This is a genomic window from Dysgonomonas sp., from assembly GCF_035323175.1.
In the GTDB taxonomy this organism is placed as follows: Bacteria; Bacteroidota; Bacteroidia; order Bacteroidales; family Dysgonomonadaceae; genus Dysgonomonas.
Window position 1 is genome coordinate 203,361 of record NZ_DAOKYH010000006.1, and the last position, 20,150, is coordinate 223,510.

General features: G+C 39.0%; 12 protein-coding genes. 3 read left to right on the top strand and 9 right to left on the bottom strand.

Annotated features, from left to right (window positions below; translation table 11 throughout):
• Positions 1-282: 282 nt before the first annotated feature.
• From PKC55_RS09720 to PKC55_RS09730, 3 genes are all read right to left on the bottom strand, one after another.
• Complete coding sequence (locus tag PKC55_RS09720; protein ID WP_291129114.1) at positions 283-1,545, bottom strand: RNA polymerase sigma factor; 1,263 nt, start codon at positions 1,543-1,545, stop codon at positions 283-285.
• Positions 1,529-1,876: a YciI family protein gene (locus PKC55_RS09725; RefSeq protein ID WP_291129116.1), complete on the bottom strand. Its 348-nt coding sequence runs from the start codon at positions 1,874-1,876 to the stop codon at positions 1,529-1,531. The genes PKC55_RS09720 and PKC55_RS09725 overlap by 17 nt, the downstream gene beginning before the upstream one ends.
• A 201-nt stretch (positions 1,877-2,077) precedes the next feature.
• Positions 2,078-3,904: a DEAD/DEAH box helicase gene (locus PKC55_RS09730; RefSeq protein WP_291129119.1), complete on the bottom strand. Its 1,827-nt coding sequence runs from the start codon at positions 3,902-3,904 to the stop codon at positions 2,078-2,080.
• Between the two features lie 385 nt (positions 3,905-4,289).
• On the opposite strand from PKC55_RS09730, the gene PKC55_RS09735 reads away from it, so the two are divergent.
• Both PKC55_RS09735 and bamE read left to right on the top strand, forming a co-directional pair.
• Positions 4,290-5,273, top strand: a complete 984-nt coding sequence (locus tag PKC55_RS09735; RefSeq protein WP_135106779.1) for an FKBP-type peptidyl-prolyl cis-trans isomerase — start codon at positions 4,290-4,292, stop codon at positions 5,271-5,273.
• A 154-nt stretch (positions 5,274-5,427) separates the two neighbouring features.
• Positions 5,428-6,099 (top strand): outer membrane protein assembly factor BamE domain-containing protein, encoded by a 672-nt coding sequence (gene bamE / locus PKC55_RS09740; protein WP_135106781.1) that lies wholly within the window; start codon positions 5,428-5,430, stop codon positions 6,097-6,099.
• A gap of 78 nt (positions 6,100-6,177) precedes the next feature.
• Here bamE and yidC read toward each other — a convergent pair whose 3' ends face one another.
• On the bottom strand, positions 6,178-8,130 hold the full coding sequence (yidC, locus tag PKC55_RS09745; RefSeq protein ID WP_135106783.1) for a membrane protein insertase YidC: 1,953 nt from the start codon (positions 8,128-8,130) through the stop codon (positions 6,178-6,180).
• Between the two features lie 26 nt (positions 8,131-8,156).
• Positions 8,157-9,770: a CTP synthase gene (pyrG, locus tag PKC55_RS09750; protein WP_135106785.1), complete on the bottom strand. Its 1,614-nt coding sequence runs from the start codon at positions 9,768-9,770 to the stop codon at positions 8,157-8,159.
• 285 nt (positions 9,771-10,055) lie between these two features.
• Between pyrG and PKC55_RS09755 the strand changes: the two genes are divergently transcribed.
• Positions 10,056-11,261, top strand: coding sequence for a protoporphyrinogen/coproporphyrinogen oxidase (locus PKC55_RS09755; RefSeq protein ID WP_324372858.1), 1,206 nt, complete (start codon positions 10,056-10,058; stop codon positions 11,259-11,261).
• A gap of 64 nt (positions 11,262-11,325) precedes the next feature.
• Here PKC55_RS09755 and PKC55_RS09760 read toward each other — a convergent pair whose 3' ends face one another.
• From PKC55_RS09760 to PKC55_RS09775, 4 genes are all read right to left on the bottom strand, one after another.
• Entirely contained in the window at positions 11,326-13,578 is a 2,253-nt protein-coding gene (locus tag PKC55_RS09760; RefSeq protein WP_324372859.1) for a GH92 family glycosyl hydrolase, read from the bottom strand.
• A gap of 127 nt (positions 13,579-13,705) precedes the next feature.
• Positions 13,706-16,561, bottom strand: a complete 2,856-nt coding sequence (locus tag PKC55_RS09765) for a glycoside hydrolase family 2 protein (protein WP_324372861.1) — start codon at positions 16,559-16,561, stop codon at positions 13,706-13,708.
• Between the two features lie 264 nt (positions 16,562-16,825).
• On the bottom strand, positions 16,826-17,944 hold the full coding sequence (locus PKC55_RS09770; RefSeq protein WP_291128002.1) for a PepSY-associated TM helix domain-containing protein: 1,119 nt from the start codon (positions 17,942-17,944) through the stop codon (positions 16,826-16,828).
• Positions 17,945-18,132: 188 nt separating this feature from the next.
• Positions 18,133-20,150 (bottom strand): TonB-dependent siderophore receptor (locus PKC55_RS09775; protein ID WP_324372863.1); only part of this gene is annotated, 2,018 nt, incomplete at its 5' end.

Here is a 20,150-nt window from a genome sequence, read left to right on the forward strand (position 1 = left end):
TATTGGAATGAAGAAAAATCTTTATTACTATTGTAATAAACAAGCAAATATATAAAACAAAAGCTATTTAGAATAAGATATTCTCTTAAAAATAAGACAGGATTAGACCTAGTTATAATAATATAAACAAAAGAGATTGATTAATGTTCTTTGTAAATAGAATGTAAACAACCATGTAGTCCGTATTTGTTACTATTTATTAGGAGGATATGTAAAGTTAAAATGTTTCGATTTTTTTGATCAAAATTTGATTTTGGGACTTTCTCAGAAAATGAATCATTATTAATTCTCCAACTTTTTCTTTATAAGATTTACTTTTCCGCTGATGAAGTTTATATCGGTTTTATTTTTGGTGCAATTCAGCGACAATTCATAATTATGAATGGCCAAATTCCATTCCTCCATTTTTGCATAAAAGTGAGCCTTGGTGCTGAGATAGATAAATTCTGTTTCTTCGTTCATCATGCTTTCCATAGTAATTAGCTCAGGCAGCAGATCGTGCAGACTCTTAAAGTTACTTTCAGCAATAATTCTGTTTAGCTTTACTGAAATCGAATATGGTTCCATTTTTTCGAGTTGTTTATATAGATAAACAATCGTTCTCCAGTCTGTTTTTTCATACGATTCGGAAGAGCAATGCATGGATGAAATCAAAGCTTCTAAATAATATTTATCTAAAGTTTGCAAGTGCTTCTTTGCTGTTTCCAAGTAATAGAAACCTTCTTTTATTAAATCATTATTCCAAAGTGTTCTGTTCTGATTCTCCAATGATATCCACGTATCGTCCTCGGTTCGTGCAGGAAATCTTGAGGAGTTGAAAAACATACCTGCCAGGAGAGAATTGATTTCAGGGTTTTCGGGATGATACTGGTGTAATAATTTCCCTAACCTGATGGCTTCAAAGCACAAGTCTAAATTTATGGTTCCGGCTCTTTGCGAACTTTTATATCCTTCATTGTAGAGCAGGTATATAATCTTAAGCAGATGGCTTAATTCCTCAATGGTCTGAATCTGAAAATCATCGTAAATCTCTGAAAATTCTTTGATCGTTTCTTTACTCCTTAAAACAACTTTCTTGACGGTTTCTGTTTTAATGATCAGCGCATTGGCAATTTCCGAATAGTTGAATCCACAAAGGAAATAAAGTGAAATAATTAGCTTATTCCTTTCAGAGAAAGACGCTCTTGAAAAGTAAATCAATAATTTAAGTAAGCTGTCCTCTACTTCCTTTTCGGAGTATTCGTCACAGTCTTTTTCTGTGGATGCAAGGTAATTGAAGTGTGTTTGTGCGATGTTTGATTGCCGGATTTTATTCAGTAACTTGTTGTTTGCAACTCTATAAAGCCACGCAAAGGGATTCTCGGGAACTTCTCCAAACCTCCATGTATTTAGAGCTGTTTCGAAAGATTCTTGAACTGCGTCTAGTATATCCTCAATCTTATGATAGCCATACTTTTGAGATAAATAGGAAACCATCTTTCCATAATGTTCTCTGAAAAGATGGCTCGTAAGTGTTTTTATATTTTCATCAGTGTTGTTCTTCATCAGTGTTGATGATTCTACGGATTTCTAGGGTTGCTCCACGTTTCAGATCGGGACAGCCTTTTGCCAGTTCTTTTGCTTCGTCTAAAGAGTTGGCAAGGAGGAAATAATAGCCGCTCACACACTCTTTGGTTTCAACATAAGGACCGTCTGTAGCAATACCATCTTTCAAGGTAACACCAGCAGAATCGAGGGGATTTCCATCTTTAAAGTTCCCGTTTTCGACTAGCGTTTCTACCCATTTGATGTGTTCCTGAATGTTTGCTTGCATATCTTCTACGGACAGATCTCCATAATCTACATTTTCCCGAATTAGTAATAAAAATTCTTTCATTATTTTTTATTCTAAGTTAATAATTCTGTTATGTATTTATAAGACAATCGGGTTTTTAATTTCGGGACAAAGTATTTAGATTTTTTTCTGAGATTCCCTTTTTTTATTATCTATTGTTACCGGTAGGTGTAAATATAGGATGTTTTTTAATAAAAAAAGCACCGAATTTTAAAATTCGGTGCTTTTCGTATAAATGGATATTTAAGAATATTTTGGTTTTCGCCCACTCCGTCCTTTATTCTTATCAGAGTGTTTTGGTGAATTATAATCAGAGCTTTTTCGTGTTCCGATATCTGAGCGAGTGCTGAAGTTTTTACGGCCTCTATCTCCACCACGGTCTTTAGCGTTTCCGCCTCCACCACCTTGAGCTACCTCTACAGAAATACGTCGTCCGTTCTGTTCTTGTTTGCTCATGGATTTTATAACTTTTTGCGCATCTTTTTCAGGCACTTCGAAGAAAGAGAAGTTTTGCATTATATCAATCCGTCCGATATTTACCTTTTCCGGAACATAGTCGTTAACAAGTCCCATCAGCGTTGCCGGATTTACATTGTCGGTACGTCCTACATTAATAAACAAACGAGAGTACCCTCTTTCGGCAGAGCGTCCGCCGGAAGAACGATCCGAGCGGTCTGAGCGATCGGAACGATCTCTGTCTTTACGTTTAGGGAATGACTTATCATCGCGAGACGAACGTTCGGATGGTGATTCTATTTCTTGTGCATCGCGGTAGTAATCGATAAGACGATTGAACTCAAGTGCTACTACACGTTTGATGATATCTTCTTTTTCGAGCCAATCGAGTTTTCTGTAAACAGAAGGAAGTATGTTTGAGATTTCATCTTCATTTACTTTTACTTTCTCTATTCTGTCTACCAGACTGAATAACTGTTTTTCGCAAATAGCTTCGCCCGAAGGTATAGCTCCCTGCTCAAACTTTTTGTTGATTATTTTTTCAATCTCTCTTACTTTTCCTTTTTCTTTTACGTGGATAATTGCGATAGAAGTACCTGTTTTTCCGGCACGACCGGTACGTCCACTTCTATGAGTATATGACTCTATATCATCCGGCAAACCATAATTGATAACGTGTGTCAAGCTATCTACATCCAGTCCTCTTGCTGCCACGTCTGTAGCTACAAGCAACTGTATGTTTTTTATGCGGAATTTTTGCATCACATAGTCACGCTGAGCTTGAGATAGATCTCCGTGCAGAGAGTCTGCATTATAACCATCTTGTATCAGCTTGTCGGCAATTTCTTGTGTCTCGCGACGGGTACGGCAAAATATAATTCCGTATATATTCGGATAATAGTCTGCTATGCGTTTTAATGCCAGATATTTATCTTTAGCATGAACAAGATAGTATACATGCTTCACGCTGTTCGAACCTTCGTTCTTTCTTCCGATAGTAATTTCTTTCGGGTTCTGCATGTATTTTTTTGTAATCTTAGCTATTTCTTTAGGCATAGTAGCCGAAAATAGTAGCATCAATCTCTCATCCGGCACTTTAGATAATATCTCGTCGATACTTTCCATGAATCCCATGTTAAGCATTTCGTCCGACTCATCGAGTACTACATATTTTACATTCGATAACTCTACTGTTCTACGGTTGATAAGGTCAATCAGTCGTCCCGGAGTAGCAACAATAATCTGTACGCCTCTCTTTAGTGATTTTATCTGACTCTCGATACTTGATCCTCCATATACGGGAAGAACTCTTAGGTTATCTATATATTTTGAATAATCGGATAAGTCTCCTGCTATTTGCAGACATAGTTCACGTGTAGGACAAAGGATAAGTGCCTGAGGAACGTTCTGGTTTGTATCTATTTTTTGTAATATAGGAAGACCAAAAGCTGCGGTCTTTCCTGTTCCGGTTTGCGCGAGCGCAATTACATCATTCGTTTCGCCAAGCAAATATGGAATCACTTCTTCTTGCACAGGCATTGGGCTCTCATAACCCATTTCTTCGATTGCTTTGCGAATATTCGCGGCAACCCCTAACTCTTCAAATGTTTTCATTAAAAATTTTCAAATATCTTTTGTGGTAAAAAGCCCTTCATTTTTTTTGACTTACTCCCACCCCAAAATTATTCGACATAAGAGAGCCTGTCAAAAGGACGCGCAAAGGTAGTAATTAGTTTTCAAGTTTTTACAATAATTGGGTAATAACTTTGTTTTAACTGTCTTATAAAGGCTAGATAGTGATATAAATAGAAGGTCTAAATTCGATATAATTTTGTAGTATAGCTCTCTTTTTGTTGGTTCGGATACGCCTGTGCATAAATATTTAACAAAACTAAAGCGGTTGTCAAATTAAAGAATAAAAATGCTATTTTTGTAGCTTGATGTAAAAAACACATTTTCAGAAACTATAAAATCGCATATCTATTAAATTTGAAATAATATGAAGAAATTTTTACTTTTCTCTTTTGCTTCTTGTGTCATGCTAAGTCCAATGGCTTTGTCGGCACAGAAAAAAACTTCGGCACAAAAGCAGCCTCTAAAAGCAGGTGTTGCAGCGGCCAAACCTGTTCTTAAGACAGAGATGGACTCATTGTCTTATATGTTTGGCGCCAGTCTTTACGAGCAAGGATTGTCTATGTATCTACGCCAACTTGGTGTGGTTGCCGATACTACAGGAGTGGAGTCTGCAATGAAGCGTGATTCTATTTTGAACGCTAATAAGAGTAACAGATCTGAGTTTATTGCAGGGTTAAAAGCAGGATTGGATGCTCCTGAGGCAAAAAATGCATACAACACAGGTCTTTCGGTAGGGGGGCAAATCCTGAAACAAATGATGCCGGGGCTTTTGCAGCAGATGTATGGTGAAGGGTATACAGAAAAGTTTAACAATGAGGCTTTTGTGTCAGCGATGTATACTGCTATGAGTGGCGGTACTTTTGATATAGAGAATCCGGCAGAAGCATTCAACGAAAAAATGCAGGATGCTCAAGCTAAGATGCAGGCAAAACAAGAAGAGGCACAGAAAGCTCAGTATGCCGATCAGATAGCTGAGGGCGATAAGTTTATGGAAGAAAATAAGGCGAAGGATGGGGTTGTGACTTTACCTAGCGGCTTGCAATATAAGGTTATCACAAATGGTACAGGAGAAAAACCAACAGCTACTGATCGTGTGAAAGTTCATTATCATGGTACATTGATGGATGGTACTGTGTTCGATAGTAGTGTGGAACGTGGAGAGCCTACTGTTTTCGGCGTTGGTCAGGTGATAAAAGGATGGACAGAGGCTCTGGAATTGATGCCGGTTGGTTCGAAATGGATTCTGTATATCCCTTACGATCTTGCTTACGGAGGAAGAGATGCAGGCAAAATCAAACCATTCTCTAATCTTATATTTGAAGTGGAGCTTCTTGAAATAGAAAAATAATTTCTGAGAAATTAAGATATAGAAGGTCGCTTTGTTTAGAAGGCGACCTTTTTACATCCTATTCTTTTTGATGTATTTAAAGAACTCTCAGACTCAAAATATTGTTTAATCTATTATAAGTATTAATGATAATAACGAAACAAAACTATTAAAGATGAAAAAACTGATTTCGTTTTTGATTATATCTGTTGTATTCATCTCTTGTGGGATGTTTAAGACTCTTGATTTAAGTAAATTGAGAACGGGTATGACAAAAGAGCAGGTGGTGCAAGCTGTTGGTGACCCTAGCCGCATATTAGCTGTGAATAATACGCAGAATGGATATCAGGAGGTTTTGGAATACAGAACCCCAAGAAATGAGGTTTATGCTTTGGAATTTATTGATGACTATCTTGTAGGGTATGAATTCTTATACGAGGATGTGGAATATATAGCTCCGGCTCCTCCGATGATATTACCGGACTATGGCAGACCTATCTATATCGATCGTCCTAGTCGTCCAAGCAGACCTAGTCGCCCTAGCCGTCCTGAAACAGATCGTCCCGGAAACTCAAGCTCCGGTCGTCCTAGTCGTCCGGGAGAAGCAACTCGTCCCGGAAATTCCAGTTCGGGTAGACCTACTACGCCTAATGAGCCAACAAGGCCTGAGCGTCCATCAAACGAACGTCCATCCAATGAGCGTCCGGCAGCAAGACCAAACGAAAGTACTCGTCCATCTACATCTACTAGCGGAAGACCAGCTAACACAAACGATAAGAGTAGTGGAAGAAGTGCAGAGAAAAAAACAGAAGAAAGTAGTTCTTCAAGCGCAACAAGAGAAAGATAATCTAAAGATTTCGGATACAAATAAAAAGAGACTGATTCCTATACAGAATCAGTCTCTTTTTATTTAGTGATGTTTATATTATCTTTTCTTCTTTGTGCTGTTCGATTTGTTTCTCTCGTTCAGCTGTTGCTGTTGTATACGTTGAGCCTCTGCCAGACGTGCCATAAAGCCAGATTTCTTTTTCGGCTTAGCTTTATTTGCTTCCAACTTAGCTAAAACTTTTTCTTCGTTGATAATGTAACGGAAAGCAATAGTAAGCAATATTGTAATCAATAGTGAAAGGAAGTAATAGTATGTAAGTCCTGACGGATAGTCATTCAACATAAACAAGAATATAAGCGGCATCAGATACATCATCCATTTCATACCCGGCATTTGTTGTTGTCCGGTATTGGTCATCTCCATATTGAACTTTGTATAGATGATATTCGTAATGGTCATCAGAATACAGAATAGACTGATATGAGTTCCAATCAATGGGATATGATTTTTCCATTCAAAGATGGCATCATAAGTTGATAAATCGGTAGCCCACAAGAAGCTTTGCTGACGCAATTCTATCGCATTAGGGAAGAACGAGAACAAGGCGATCAATATCGGCATCTGAAGCAACATCGGTACACAGCCACTCATCGGATTGACCCCCGCCTTGCTATAGAGAGCCATTGTAGCCTGTTGTTTTTCCATTGCTTGTTCCTGCTTCGGATACTTCTCGTTTATTTCTTCTACCTGAGGGCGTAGAACACGCATTTTGGCAGAAGACATAAATGACTTGTATGTCAGAGGGGAAATTACTAATTTAACAATGATTGTTAGTAGTAAGATTACAATACCCATAGATAGTCCGGTATTGCTCAATAAATTAAATATAGGAACTATAAAGTATTGATTAACCCAACGGAATAAAGTCCAACCCAGTGGAACCAGTTTGTCTAAATCCAGTTCTTTGTTTGCGTCTTTAACATTACTGTCATAGTTCTTCAACAAAGAGTAAGACATTGGTCCTAGGTAGTAAGAGAATCCTGCTGTGATGCTCTCTGGTGCTGCTCCCGGTTTTGCAGGTACATATAGTGTTGCTTCAAAGCTTTTCAGATACTCGCTATTTTCGTCCGTTTGCAAAACTTTCGAGTTAAGGAGAGCCGTCTCTATTTTGTCATCAGCAATTAGGATTGGAGCAAAGAATTGATTTTTGAAGGCGATCCATTTTGCAGGCTCTTTAACTTCTATTTCTTCATTTTTATCACTGCTCATTTCCTTTACATCGCCACCCACATATTTGTAAGTGAGATGAGAATAACGCTGTTCGTTCTTCACGCTTTTCTCTTGTCTGCGCATTCTCTGTGACCACTTCATCTCGAATACATCGTTATAGGTACGGGCTAGCATCGGCTGCATGCCTACCATATTGATGTCGTATTTCATCATGTAGTCGTCATCAGCCAGTTTGTACACAAAATCGATATACTGGCTGTCTGAGTATGCATAGCGCATGATCAGCGAGTTGTCACCTTCTTTTTGTATAGGAGTAAATATCAATTTGCCTGTACTCAAAACCTTCTGTTGCTTGTTGGTCAGCAATAAGGTAAAGTCGGCATCATTGTTGAATAGGTAAAGAGAGTCGGTATTCTTCTTGTCGTCTCTGTTGTAGCTCATGTAGTCCTTGAGCTGAACACGAACCATTCGTCCTCCTTTGGTAGAAAATGTAGCTTTTAGTTTGCTGTTTTCAAGGGTTATGAATTGTTCCGTTTTTTGTTCTGCTGATGGAAGCGAGTCGGTAACTGCTACAGTAGAGTCGCTTTGCTGAGCGGAAGCACTGAAGAAATCGTCAATCTTCTCGGTCTTTTTTTCAACTACAGAGGTGTCTATTTTATTTTCTTGCTCACGTTGTAGAGTTTGAGCATATTCGATAGAATCTTTTATGCGCTGTTGCTTCTGGCGTTCGATGTCTTCCGACGAAGGCCTACTCAATAATGTGAATCCAATAATTACGGCTGCGATCAGGATAAACCCGGTAATCGTATTCTTGTCCATTTATAATTATATGTTTTATTCCTTTCTTATTTTTTTTCTTTATTATCTACAACGGCTTTTATAAAGCTTAAAAACAATGGATTGGGTGAAACAACTGTGCTATTATATTCCGGATGGAATTGTACGCCTAAGTACCATTTTTTTCCGGGAATTTCTACCACTTCCACAAGATCCATTTCCGGATTGATTCCTGTGCACTTCATTCCATTCTTTTCAAAGTCTTCTCTGAAATCGTTATTGAATTCAAAGCGATGGCGATGACGTTCTTCTATCATCTTTTTGCCATAAGCTTTGTATACAAGAGAACCTTTTTCCAATTCGCATTTATATGCTCCAAGACGCATTGTGCCTCCCATATTGGTGATATTCTTTTGCTCTTCCATCAGGTCTATCACCTTAAATGGAGTATGATTATTCATCTCGGTAGAATTGGCTTCTTCAAGGCCTAACACGTTGCGAGCGAATTCAACAACCATACATTGCATACCCAGACAAACTCCAAATGTAGGAACGTCATGTTCGCGGGCATATTTTAATGCATGGATTTTACCCTCCATTCCTCTTTGTCCAAATCCCGGAGCAATAAGTATGCCATCCATTGATGACAGTGTTTTCTCTATATTCTCTTCGGTCAGTTTGTCAGATAGTATAAAGTGGAGGTCGAGCTTATGCTCGTTATATGTTGCCGCTTGCAGCAACGATTCGTTGATAGATTTGTATGCATCGGGTAGCTCAACATACTTACCTACCAGTCCAATTTTAATTGTACTTTTGGCATGTTTTTTCTTGCTTAAGAAGTCACGCCAAGGTTGCATTTCAGGTTTTTCTCCTATTGGCATTCCTAATTTACGAAGAACTATTTCGTCCATATTCTGTTCCTGCATCTTGAGTGGAACTTCATAAATAGTAGATACATCGACAGACTGTACCACAGCGTCTACTTCTACATTACAAAATAGAGCAACCTTACGTAATATATCTTTATTCAACGGATGTTCGGTACGCAGAACAAGCATGTCAGGCTGTACCCCTTCCGATTGTAATTGTTTTACGGAGTGCTGTGTTGGTTTTGTTTTCACCTCTTTTGCCGCTGCAATATAAGGAACATAAGTAAGGTGTACACATAGGCAGTTTTTGCCTAGTTCCCAACGCAACTGGCGTACGCTTTCGATAAAAGGAAGTGACTCTATGTCACCTACTGTACCACCAATTTCGGTAATAACAAAATCATAGTTGTATTTTGTGCCCAACATTTTGATGTTGCGCTTAATCTCATCTGTGATATGAGGTACGATCTGAACAGTTTTACCCAGATAATCACCTTTTCTTTCTTTATTGATCACATTCTGATAGATGCGTCCTGTGGTGATGTTGTTATCTTTATGTGTAGGCTGATTCAGAAATCTTTCATAGTGTCCCAAATCGAGATCGGCTTCATGTCCGTCAACGGTTACATAGCATTCGCCATGCTCGTAAGGGTTTAGTGTACCGGGGTCGATGTTGATGTAGGGGTCTAATTTCTGGATAGTTACTTTATAACCTCTGGCTTGTAGTAGTTTACCTAGTGAGGATGCTATAATACCTTTACCTAAGGAAGATATGACTCCTCCTGTAACAAATATATACTTCGTATTAGCCACGACTTTACGTTTTATTTTTTTTAGACTCTAAAAAGAAAGGACAAAAGTAAGAAAAATATTTGGATACTCATTGCAAAATAAGAGTAGTCGAATCCTTAAAATGAAAATAATTATTAAAGAATTTATCTCTTTGGTTTTGACTTGCAGTCTATTAGGAGAGGTGAAAAATGCCTAAAGTATAAATAGGTAATATTGAATAGCTTTTTTGAGGGTAGGGTTGGAATGTAAAATATCATTATTCCATACATTCCTTGTATATTTGTATAGAGTAAAAAAATGAAGAGCATGAGCCAAAAAGTATATGATTGTATCGTTGTAGGAGGGGGCATAAGTGGGGTTACTTTTGCACACTATCTGAAAAAAGAAGGTAAAGCCGTATTGGTCTTGGAGAAGAATCAGAATACCGGAGGGCAATTGCAAACAGGGCATCTTTCTGCTCAACCCGACTTCTGGTACGAGCTTGGGTCCCATACCTGCTACAATTCATATACCAGCTTGTTGTCTATCGTGAAAGAAATACGGAGAACAGACATAATAGTACCTCTCGGAAAATTCAGTTATGTGCTATATGCTTCGGGCAAGATAAAAAGTATTATGTCTGAAGTATCCAAGCTATCATGTCTACTTCACTTTCCGAAGTATTTCTTTTCAGATAAAGCAGGGAAAACTACCCGCGAATATTTTCGTCCTATCGTAGGGGCTTCTAATTATGACCGATTGTTTGCGAATGCATTCAAAGCTGTGATCTGTCAACCGGCGGATGATTATCCTGCGGAAATATTTCTTAAAAAGAGAGACAAAAGAGAAAAGGATATTTCCCGACGCTTTACATTCAAAGGAGGCTTATCGTCGTTTATCAATGCAGTAGTAGAGAGCGGAGATCTTGAAGTCAATACTTTAAGTGAAGTCATTGATATAAAGAAAGAAGGTGATGTCTTTTTACTTTCAACAGCAAACGGGCAAATCTTTTATGCACGAAATATTGCAATGGCGGCAAATCCGAAAGTGAGCTCTAGTCTGCTGAAGGATATAGAACCGGAGTTAGCCGGATTGTTATCCTCCATCCCGATATTTGCTTCCGAATCTTTGAACATTACCATAAAGAAAGATAAAATAGAGCTGAAAGAAATAGCAGGTATTATTCCTTTGTCAGACGACTTCCTTTCGGCAGTATCCAGATATCTGATAGAGAATGGCGAGTATAGAAGCTTTACTTTTCACTTTGAAAAAGGCAAAAAATCAGAGAAAGAAAAGCTGGAGCTAATATGCAATGTATTGAATATTCAACAATCCGATATAATAGAGACTTCATTCATAGAACATAGTTTGCCTGCAATGCGATTGGATCATTTGCATATGGATGAGAAAGTACAGGCTATGCGAAAGAACGATAGTGTTTATCTGTTGGGCAATTACTACTATGGTTTGTCTTTGGAGGATTGTGTGAACAGGTCTAAGAATGAGTTCGAGAGATTTAAGAGCAACTTGTAATTCTTTATAAATCTAAAGGGAGTGAAGAATATCCTTCTTCACTCCCTTAGAATGATATTGTATCTTATTTACTTGGTTTCAGTACATAGGTAATTTCTTTAGCTCCTGTCAACGCATCATGAGATAGGGCATATCCATTCAGTGTTTTGCCGTCAACTCTCACTTCTTTTATATAATTTGCCGCCACATCCTGAGGTTTAATCACATTAATAACAACCTTATCCGACTTATAGTACTTAGGATCGAGTTTGATTGTTATTTTGCTGAATGTAGGAGTTGTCAGTGTATAGTCTGGTTTTCCCGGACATTCGGGATACATGCCCATCATGCTGAATACAGCCCAACCCGATATAGTACCTGTATCATCATTGCCCGGAAGTCCTCCCGGCGTATTCGTGAAATGCTTGGCTAGTATCTCTGTAACAAGCTTTTGTGTGCGCCACTCTTCTCCCTTGATCTGGCTAAACAGGTACGGATAGTGTATATCAGGCTCATTTGTTACATCGAAATAACCATTGTCGAATACTGCTTGTAGCTTATCTACAAAGCTTTTCTTGCCTCCCATCAACTTGATAAGTCCCGGGATATCGTGCGGAACAGCAAATGTATAATTCCATGCATTCCCTTCGTGGAAACCCGGATTAGGCTCAAAGTTCGCACCTTGTAACGGGCTGAAAGGAGTTAAGAATTCTCCGTTAGGCAAGATTGGTCTGAATGTACCATACTCTTTGCTGTAGTAATGCTTATAGCCTAGCGAACGTTTATAAAACTTTTCTGCATCTTCTTTTTTGCCCAAAGAGTTTGCCAATTCGGCCAATGTCCAGTCTGCCATATAATACTCTAAGGCATGAGAAACAGAGTTGTCATATTTTTCTCTTAATGGTACATAGCCCAGTTTCATATAATCATCATTATCGGGACGAAGTAAGTTTTGAGGTCCCGGAGTTGTTGCAGACTTTATAAAAGCTTCGTATGCTGTATTGATATCAAAATCTCTTAATCCTTTCATCCATGTGTCTGTAATTACAGGGATGGCAGGGTCACCCTCCATCGTTAGCGATTCGCGAGAGTATAATTCCCACTTTGGCATCCAGCCCGACTCTTTATACATATCTATCATGGTGCGTACCATCTGCAACTGACGATCGGGATACAAGAGAGTCATCATCTGGTGGAGATTGCGGTATGTATCCCACAAAGAATATACGGTATAGCGGTTTTCTTTCGTTGTTTTTATCTCCGAGCTTTCCATTGCCGGATATTGTCCGTTTACATCTTGTAAGATATTCGGGTGGATAAGCATGTGGTAAAGCCCTGTGTAGAATACTACCTTTTGGTCTTCCGAGCCTCCTTCTACAAGAATGCGTGACAGGTCGTCGTTCCACATTTTGCGTGCAGCAAGACGGATCGCATCGAAGTCGGGTTTTGGTTGTTCCTTCTCTAGATTCTGGCGTGCATTCTCCATGCTAACAAAAGAAACTCCCATTTGCACTTCTACTGTTTCTCCTTCTGCGCAGTCGAAAGTGAAATAAGCTCCTACATCATCGCCGGCTATTTCTTTTTCGTATTTTGTATAAATCTTATATGTTCCTGCATCTTTGTTCCAGTCTTTTTCCCAGTTTCCTCCGGGGCGTTGGAATTTCCAGTAACCCGATTTTTGCGGAGCTTTGCTTACACGCATCACAAAGTAAATAGGAAATACTGCCTGATTCTGAGTATAACAGAATGTTCCAAGTAGTTTTGTTCCCTCTATTTCAGTATCGCTTACTTTGCGAACCATCGCGCCTGTTTCGTTTGTTAGCCCTTCACCTAGATTTAGTAGGATATGATTCTGTCCTTTGGGAAATGTGAAACGGGCTATACCTACTCGAGGTGTTGCACTAACTTCGGTTTTGATATTGTACTTGGTCAGGAAATTAGTATAATATCCCGGAGTTGCTTTTTCATCTTTGTACTTACTCCCGTATTTTTTATAATCTACTTCCAGCTCGCCGCTTATAGGCATCAAGAGTAGACTACTCATATCGGGGCACCCCACACCACTGAGGTTGACATGCGCATAACCGGTAAATACGCTATTGTCGTACGAATACGGAGTAGACCACCATCCGGTGTCTTTGTCTCTTTTGTTTTCGGGAGAGCCCATTACGTTGAATGGTGTTACCGACATAAATCCTTGAGGACACATCGCTCCGGGGTTCGTTGTTCCGTAGTTTGTTGTTCCTATAAATGGATTTACATAGTCAACAGGATCTGTTTGAGCAGACAGGCTGGCTGTTGCTAGTGCTATGCTTATTGTTAATAGTATTCTTTTCATTTGTTTATTTTTTGTCACACTGGGTGACAGGGTATTATCTAAAAAAGGTGACAAAAGTAACAGGTTTTCACTCATTCTTATTTGTCACCCTTTGTGTTACATTTATTATCTAATACTAGATAAATTACTATTTACTTTTTGTATTGTAACCTTCAGCTACTATGTTGTAGTTGGTGATACTTTTAGGTATATCCAATTCTACTAATCTTTTTTCTCCGCCTAGCAAGTTAATATATCCATCAGAGAAGTAAGCAGGGAGTAATATCTCTTTAGAGTTTTTGTCCACTACATTTAGTTTTACCGCAACTGCTAATGTTTTCGAGGGATTTGATACTTCTACCCATGTTTTACCTTTGCTGCTGATCGTTTTAATAATTACTGTTGTTGACGATAACGTATTTATGGCTTCGTATGATTTTTTATCTCCATTTGTCATCCAATAATCATTGATTGATAGCACTTTCCCTTTTGCATCTTTTAATTCAAGGCGAGCCAGATACAACTGCGGTAAGTTATTCCCTTTTTCGGGAACAAAACATTTCGTTGCTGAGTTTGCTTTTGAGTCTAATTTTATATTCTTCTTATATAATTCTTTTCCTTGAAGATCGATGAAACGCAGACCGGCAGTTACAGACTTGTAATCATTCAATGTTGTATTAATAATCATAACATCATTTTCTGGCAAATTCATTTGTATGTGAATAGGCTCGCATGCTTTTTTTGCACCGAAATAAGATCCCGGTGTTTCGTAATCGTAAGTATATGTTTGCCATATCATACTTGGCCATGCCGGGTGGCTCATCCAAAGGATAAGTCCTGTGGTATTGTTCCACATTTTGCTGTTCCATGCTTCGAGCATATTGCGCCATGCATCGTAAGTTACAAATTGCGATTTGCGTGAAAAATCTTCCATGCTTTCTGCTTTTCCATAGCGGTCTACTGCATTGATAAAGTCTCCGAAATTCTGAGTCGTATGGTGCAGATCATGATAAGCCCATACGTCATTGATAGGCCACTGGTCTTCCGGTGCAATAAATTTACGGATTGTATTTGCCGTAGGAATTGCATAGCTACCCATTTCGGTATTGAATCCTTTCGCATTCTCGGTATAATATTTAGATGGGTCTTTGAAGTATCCCCATGGTCCGCTGGTTCCCATATTCAAGAAGCGAGATTGTCCGTGATAGTGGCGTGTAGGGTCTTCTTTAGCCATCATTGCAGAGATGCTCTCTTCTAATTGTTTAGGTGCAAATCCTTCGTTGCGAGGGCACCACACTGCTATAGATGGGTGGTTGCGGAAACGGCGAACAGCATCTGTTGCATTTTTCACAAATAGAGGAAAATCGCTAGGTTCTACCGTATCGTCCGTTGTAATCCAGAAGTCGTTCCACACAAGCATCCCGTATTCGTCGCACAATGCGTAGAAATCCTCTTCGGTTGTTTCTCCTGTCCAGTTGCGAATAATGTTGAAGTTTGCATCTTTGTGCAGTCTGATATATGGCTCAAGACGTTCTCTTGATACACGTTTCATGCCATCGTCCATTCCCCAGTTGCCACCACGGCAAAAAATTCTTACTCCGTTTACTCTTATCGCAAAGAATGGTCCTACAGGATCATCGTTAGATAGTGGCTGTAACCCCGAAGTGTCTGCATCCTTAGCAATAGTAGGCAGATTGTTGTCTTTGGTGAATGCAACACGATTGATGTAATCGAATACGGGTTTTCCTTTGTTTACTGTTTCATTTGGAGTATAAAGAACACGCTTGTTTTGGCTGTTGTCGTTTACCATCAGTTCGTACGACATTTCTCTTATCCCAAATTTCAGGGATTTTGTGTCCGATACTTTATTATTTGCCTCTACGGTTAAATCCAGATTATATAACTCGGGTCTTCCGTAACCGTTTGGCCACCACAAACGTGGGTTTTTTATATTCAGTTCTTTAAACTGCTCTGGAGTAAATGTTATCTCTTTTTCTTCGTTCGCAGCCAACGTAAAAGGTAGCGATATGTTTATATTTTCAATTTTTGCAGTTAGCGTACCATTGACAGTTTTAGAGGTAATATTTTTTACAATATTTTTTATTGATATTTTGGCTTGTGTCGTATCGGGAAGTAAAATATCTGTGGTTACAAGAGGATCACCGATAATGATATCGCCCCCGACTTTTAGTCTTACATCTTGCCAGATGCCCGTGTTACGGTCACGTATTCCGGGAATCCAGTCCCATCCTATCGAAGAGATAAATGTAGGTCCGTCTGTACTGAGTACTCCTCCGTTTAGTCCCTGTCCGGCAATCATAGATTGCTCGTGAGGGATACCCGGATTGTGTGGAGGAAAAACATGAACAGCAAGTATGTTTTCTCCATTTTTATTTACAAGATCTGTTATATTAAACTCGCCCCGGATAAAAGCACCTTTCATATCTCCCAGGCTTTTTCCGTTGAGGTATATATCTGCTTTGTAGTTGATGCCATTGAAAAGTAAGCGCAGTTGGTTGCCGTCAATATCTTTTGGCACTGTAAACTTACATCTGTACCACCAGTCGGTGCGACTTAGTGATTCAGGTATATTCATATTATTCAACCCGAAATAAGGGTCGGCGTACACTCCTTGATTGACAAGAGTGGTAAGCACTGTACCCGGAACAGTTGCATTATACCATGCAGAAGTGTTATATTGAGGGTCGAAAATAGATTTGTTCGACGCCATTGCTGTTTTTCCGTCTGTCATTTCCCATCCGTCCGAGATAATCCATTCTCCGCTTTGTACAGGGACAAGGGCTGTTGGTATATTCCTTTTTGCGACTCTTTCTGATGTTTGAAAGGGGGCTTTTCCTTTAGGTAATTCAGATTGGGGTTGTGGTTGCTTCAAGCCTGTCCAGAGTTGACCCGGAATAAAATCTTGAGCGTTGATTTGTACCAATGACATTAGCATTAATATCATCAAACTTACATAGAATTTCGAATGTCTTTTATTGAACATAAGTAAGGTATTAATAGGTTATAAATTATATTTCATCATTATTTTAGAGAATAAGATCTCTCAATAAAGCAATGCAATATTTCTAGTGTGTCGGAATAATGCTATTCTAAATAATAACAATTAGAAGTGCTCTTGCCCTAGTGGACAAAGGTAATATTTTTTGGTGATGTGTAGATCAGTCATTTATATAATAATGGTAAAATGAATGATGAGTGAAACAAAAAAGGGAGTAGTTCATATTACTCCCTTGTCGAAATTATGCAATTAAGCGATTTTTATTTCTTTTCGTTTCCGTACATCTTTTTTGTTTTTTCTTTTCACAAAAAAGATGTAGTAACCTGTGAGTGGAAGGCTTGCCCCGATAAGGGCGAATATACAGGTGAATATTTTTGACCATATGCCCCAATAGTTTCCTACATGGAGAGAATACACCCAAGCCCATATTTTGGTAGTGCCTTCCTGATCCTTAAATATGGTTGTAGCTGTAATCTCTCCTGTTTTTTTGTCAAACTTGTATTGGTCTGTAGCTCGTGATGTAACAGATGATTTCAGGTGAACGGCGGCAGAACCGTCTTGCACCCGTATATACTCATAATCAGGATTTGATGTCTGTAAAGAATTGAATACCGTTTGCCAATTAGCTACATTCAATTCTTTCTTTTCTTCCTGTTGTCCGCCACGACCACCTCTTCCGCCTCCATGTCCTCCGGATTCGGCGACTTCGACACCAAAGAGCCTGAAGAATCCATTTCGATACCATTCGAACGACCAAACCATGCCTGTAAGTGCACAGATAAGCAATACTAAACAAGCATATACCCCGAGTACATTGTGCATATCGTAAAAGAGGCGTTTGCGCCCTTTTCTGAATTGAATTTTGAAGCGGCTTCTATTCCATCTTTTTGGCATCCAGACAATAACCCCCGAAATGAGAATGAATACGAAAATGAGCGTAGAGATTCCTACCGTATATTTACCCCATGTGCGGCTACCATCCATCAGCCAGCGGTGTAGTACCATGATGGTATAGAAGGGGCTTTCCTGAAATTTATACATTCCCGTCACTTCTCCGGTATACTGGTTGACAAATGCGGTGATCCTGAATCCTTCGGCTAAGGTCATGCGGTAAGTGCGCTTGGGGTCGTCAGATATCTGTACACTTGCTACAGAATTACTATCTAATTGAGCGTTTACTTTTGGGATGAGCTCTTCCAACCGCATAGGCTTTTCCTTTACCTCATCTACAAAGTAGTGAGAGGGATTGGATAGCTCTAATATCTCGTCCTGAAAAACAAGAATCGCTCCCGTAAGGCAAACAATTGTAATTATAATTCCTACAGGAAGGGAAAGCCATTTATGGAGTTTTTTTAAGAATGGTCTCATATACTATTATTAAGCGTTTATAAAGAAAAATTCCGGTGAATTAGCACTGCTAAGACACCGGAATCAAACTATCATCAAAGTTAAGTAATTCTTTAAACTATCATCATTACAAAGGTCGGTGTTTTAATACTATCCTACAATCACAATAAATGATGATATTTGTGTCGTTCAATCACAATAAATAGTGATTAAAAGCGATAAGATACTACTCCGGCAAAGTTGCGAGGGTCGATCTGGTTGATGTAGCCTCCACGGAAATATGAATTGTATCCAAGCTCGTCAAATATATTATTGAAGAACACGCGTGCCGTCACTTTCTTGTATGTATATGCTACCTGTGCATTTACTGTTGTATAGGCAGGCATATCAAATGGTTTTACACCCGGATTGTATGTGTGGCCATCGTATTGTGTGCTGAATTCGTTCACTGGACGTTTGCCTACATAATATGCTCCTAATCCTAGAGATAATCCTTTAACCGGGCCTCTGTCTACAGTATAATATACCCATCCGTTAGCAGTATGTTTTGGTGCATTCATCGGGGCTGAACCGTTTACATACGAAGGACTGTCGTCATATCTTGCATTCAGATAAGCATATCCTAACATTACTTGCAGATTTGATAAAATACGACCATTCAGTTCAACCTCGATACCATCACGTTTTAAGTCTCCCGCCTTATAATAAAGTTTTGTTGGTTGAGTTCCAACATACTCGGGATTTGTCAGGTTATCTGTGAAGATATGGAAGTAAGTGAAATTGAAGCGAAGCCTGTTATCGAGCCAGTCTGACTTAACGCCGACTTCCCATTGTTTTGTTCTGGAAGGACCAGCCTTTGTACTGTCAGTTAAAATTTGTGCAGCAGATCTCAGACTTGTACTTGTTGTATATGATCCGAATATGTTTACATTTTCGATAGGTGATATCATGATCCCAAAGCTTGGATCCCATGCGTCTCTTTCTGTTCTTCCGGCGTCAGATGTTTTATCTGTTGCAGTTAGAGTAGAGATTGAGCTGTAACGTAATCCCAGAATAGCTTTCAAATATTTGTTGAAAGTAATGATCTCTTGTCCCATGATGCCGTATGTCGTATACTCGGATATTATAGGCATTATTAACTCTGGGTTTGAGAACGTAACACTTTGTTGTGCATTGTTGATTTTACCATTTAATACATCAATGACATCTATTGATCTATATCCTAAAGTTTTTGTTTGAGCATTTGCAGTTCTATAATCAAATCCTAATTGGAAAGTATGCTTAACTGTTCCTGTATAAACATCCTGACCGATCAAGTCTAATTGGAATGTCGTATTTTTGTCATCTCTTAACGATCTGCTTAGTGTTCTTTTTCTTCGAGGGTCTTCGTAGTTACGAATATCTTTAGCCCCGTAAACATTGATAGTGTCGAGTGCAGTTGATGTGTTGTCAACATTGTATGCTGAATTGAAATAGGCTGCGCGAACACTTAGGTTATCTGTAAGTTTTCTGTTGATGCGAGCTGAATAAGTTAATAGCTTCGTATTGACATTATCATTTTCAAAACCTAAAAATTTGCTATATGGCATGTCATACAATGCATTTGTACTAATGTCTGCAAAATTTACAGTACTGGTTACTGGAGTTGTGTTGTCATTCAGATAATCCATTTCAAGTGTAACGGTTGTTTTATCATCCGGACGCCATTCCAAAGATGGATTTATATACACCCTGTCCATAGATACTACAGGTCTGTAGTTGTCTTTACGTTCGTAAGCTCCATTTAGACGGAATGCTACAGTGTTGTTTTTGTCCAAAACCGATTGTACGTCAAAAGTCGGACGGAATTGCCCCCAGCTTCCTACGCGTACTCCTACTTCTCCTCCATTTACGAATTTAGGAGTTTTGGTTACTACGTTTATTACACCTCCGGCATTTCCTAAGTCTGTGATAACTCCTTGTGTGATAGCAGCAGAGCCTTTTATCATTTGAATGCTTTCAACCCCCTGCATGTCAGCTATACCTGATGCAGTTTGGAACTGAGAGTCCATTCTCACTCCGTTCTTCAAAACAGGGATACCTCTGAAGCCTCTGGATGACATACTTTCTTTTACGCCACCGTAAGAACCAAATAGTGTTACACCCGGTACATTTCTTACCGCATCTGTAATGGTAAGGGCTCCTTGTTCAGCAATTACCTTATCGGAAATTACAGATATACTTTGTA

Bases quoted from the DNA above. Each gene is read 5' to 3' on its own strand.
- PKC55_RS09720 (WP_291129114.1), bottom strand. From the start codon at position 1,545: ATGAAGAACAACACTGATGAAAATATAAAAACACTTACGAGCCATCTT.
- PKC55_RS09725 (WP_291129116.1), bottom strand. From the start codon at position 1,876: ATGAAAGAATTTTTATTACTAATTCGGGAAAATGTAGATTATGGAGAT.
- PKC55_RS09730 (WP_291129119.1), bottom strand. From the start codon at position 3,904: ATGAAAACATTTGAAGAGTTAGGGGTTGCCGCGAATATTCGCAAAGCA.
- PKC55_RS09735 (WP_135106779.1), top strand. From the start codon at position 4,290: ATGAAGAAATTTTTACTTTTCTCTTTTGCTTCTTGTGTCATGCTAAGT.
- bamE (WP_135106781.1), top strand. From the start codon at position 5,428: ATGAAAAAACTGATTTCGTTTTTGATTATATCTGTTGTATTCATCTCT.
- yidC (WP_135106783.1), bottom strand. From the start codon at position 8,130: ATGGACAAGAATACGATTACCGGGTTTATCCTGATCGCAGCCGTAATT.
- PKC55_RS09755 (WP_324372858.1), top strand. From the start codon at position 10,056: ATGAGCCAAAAAGTATATGATTGTATCGTTGTAGGAGGGGGCATAAGT.
- PKC55_RS09760 (WP_324372859.1), bottom strand. From the start codon at position 13,578: ATGAAAAGAATACTATTAACAATAAGCATAGCACTAGCAACAGCCAGC.
- PKC55_RS09765 (WP_324372861.1), bottom strand. From the start codon at position 16,561: ATGTTCAATAAAAGACATTCGAAATTCTATGTAAGTTTGATGATATTA.
- PKC55_RS09770 (WP_291128002.1), bottom strand. From the start codon at position 17,944: ATGAGACCATTCTTAAAAAAACTCCATAAATGGCTTTCCCTTCCTGTA.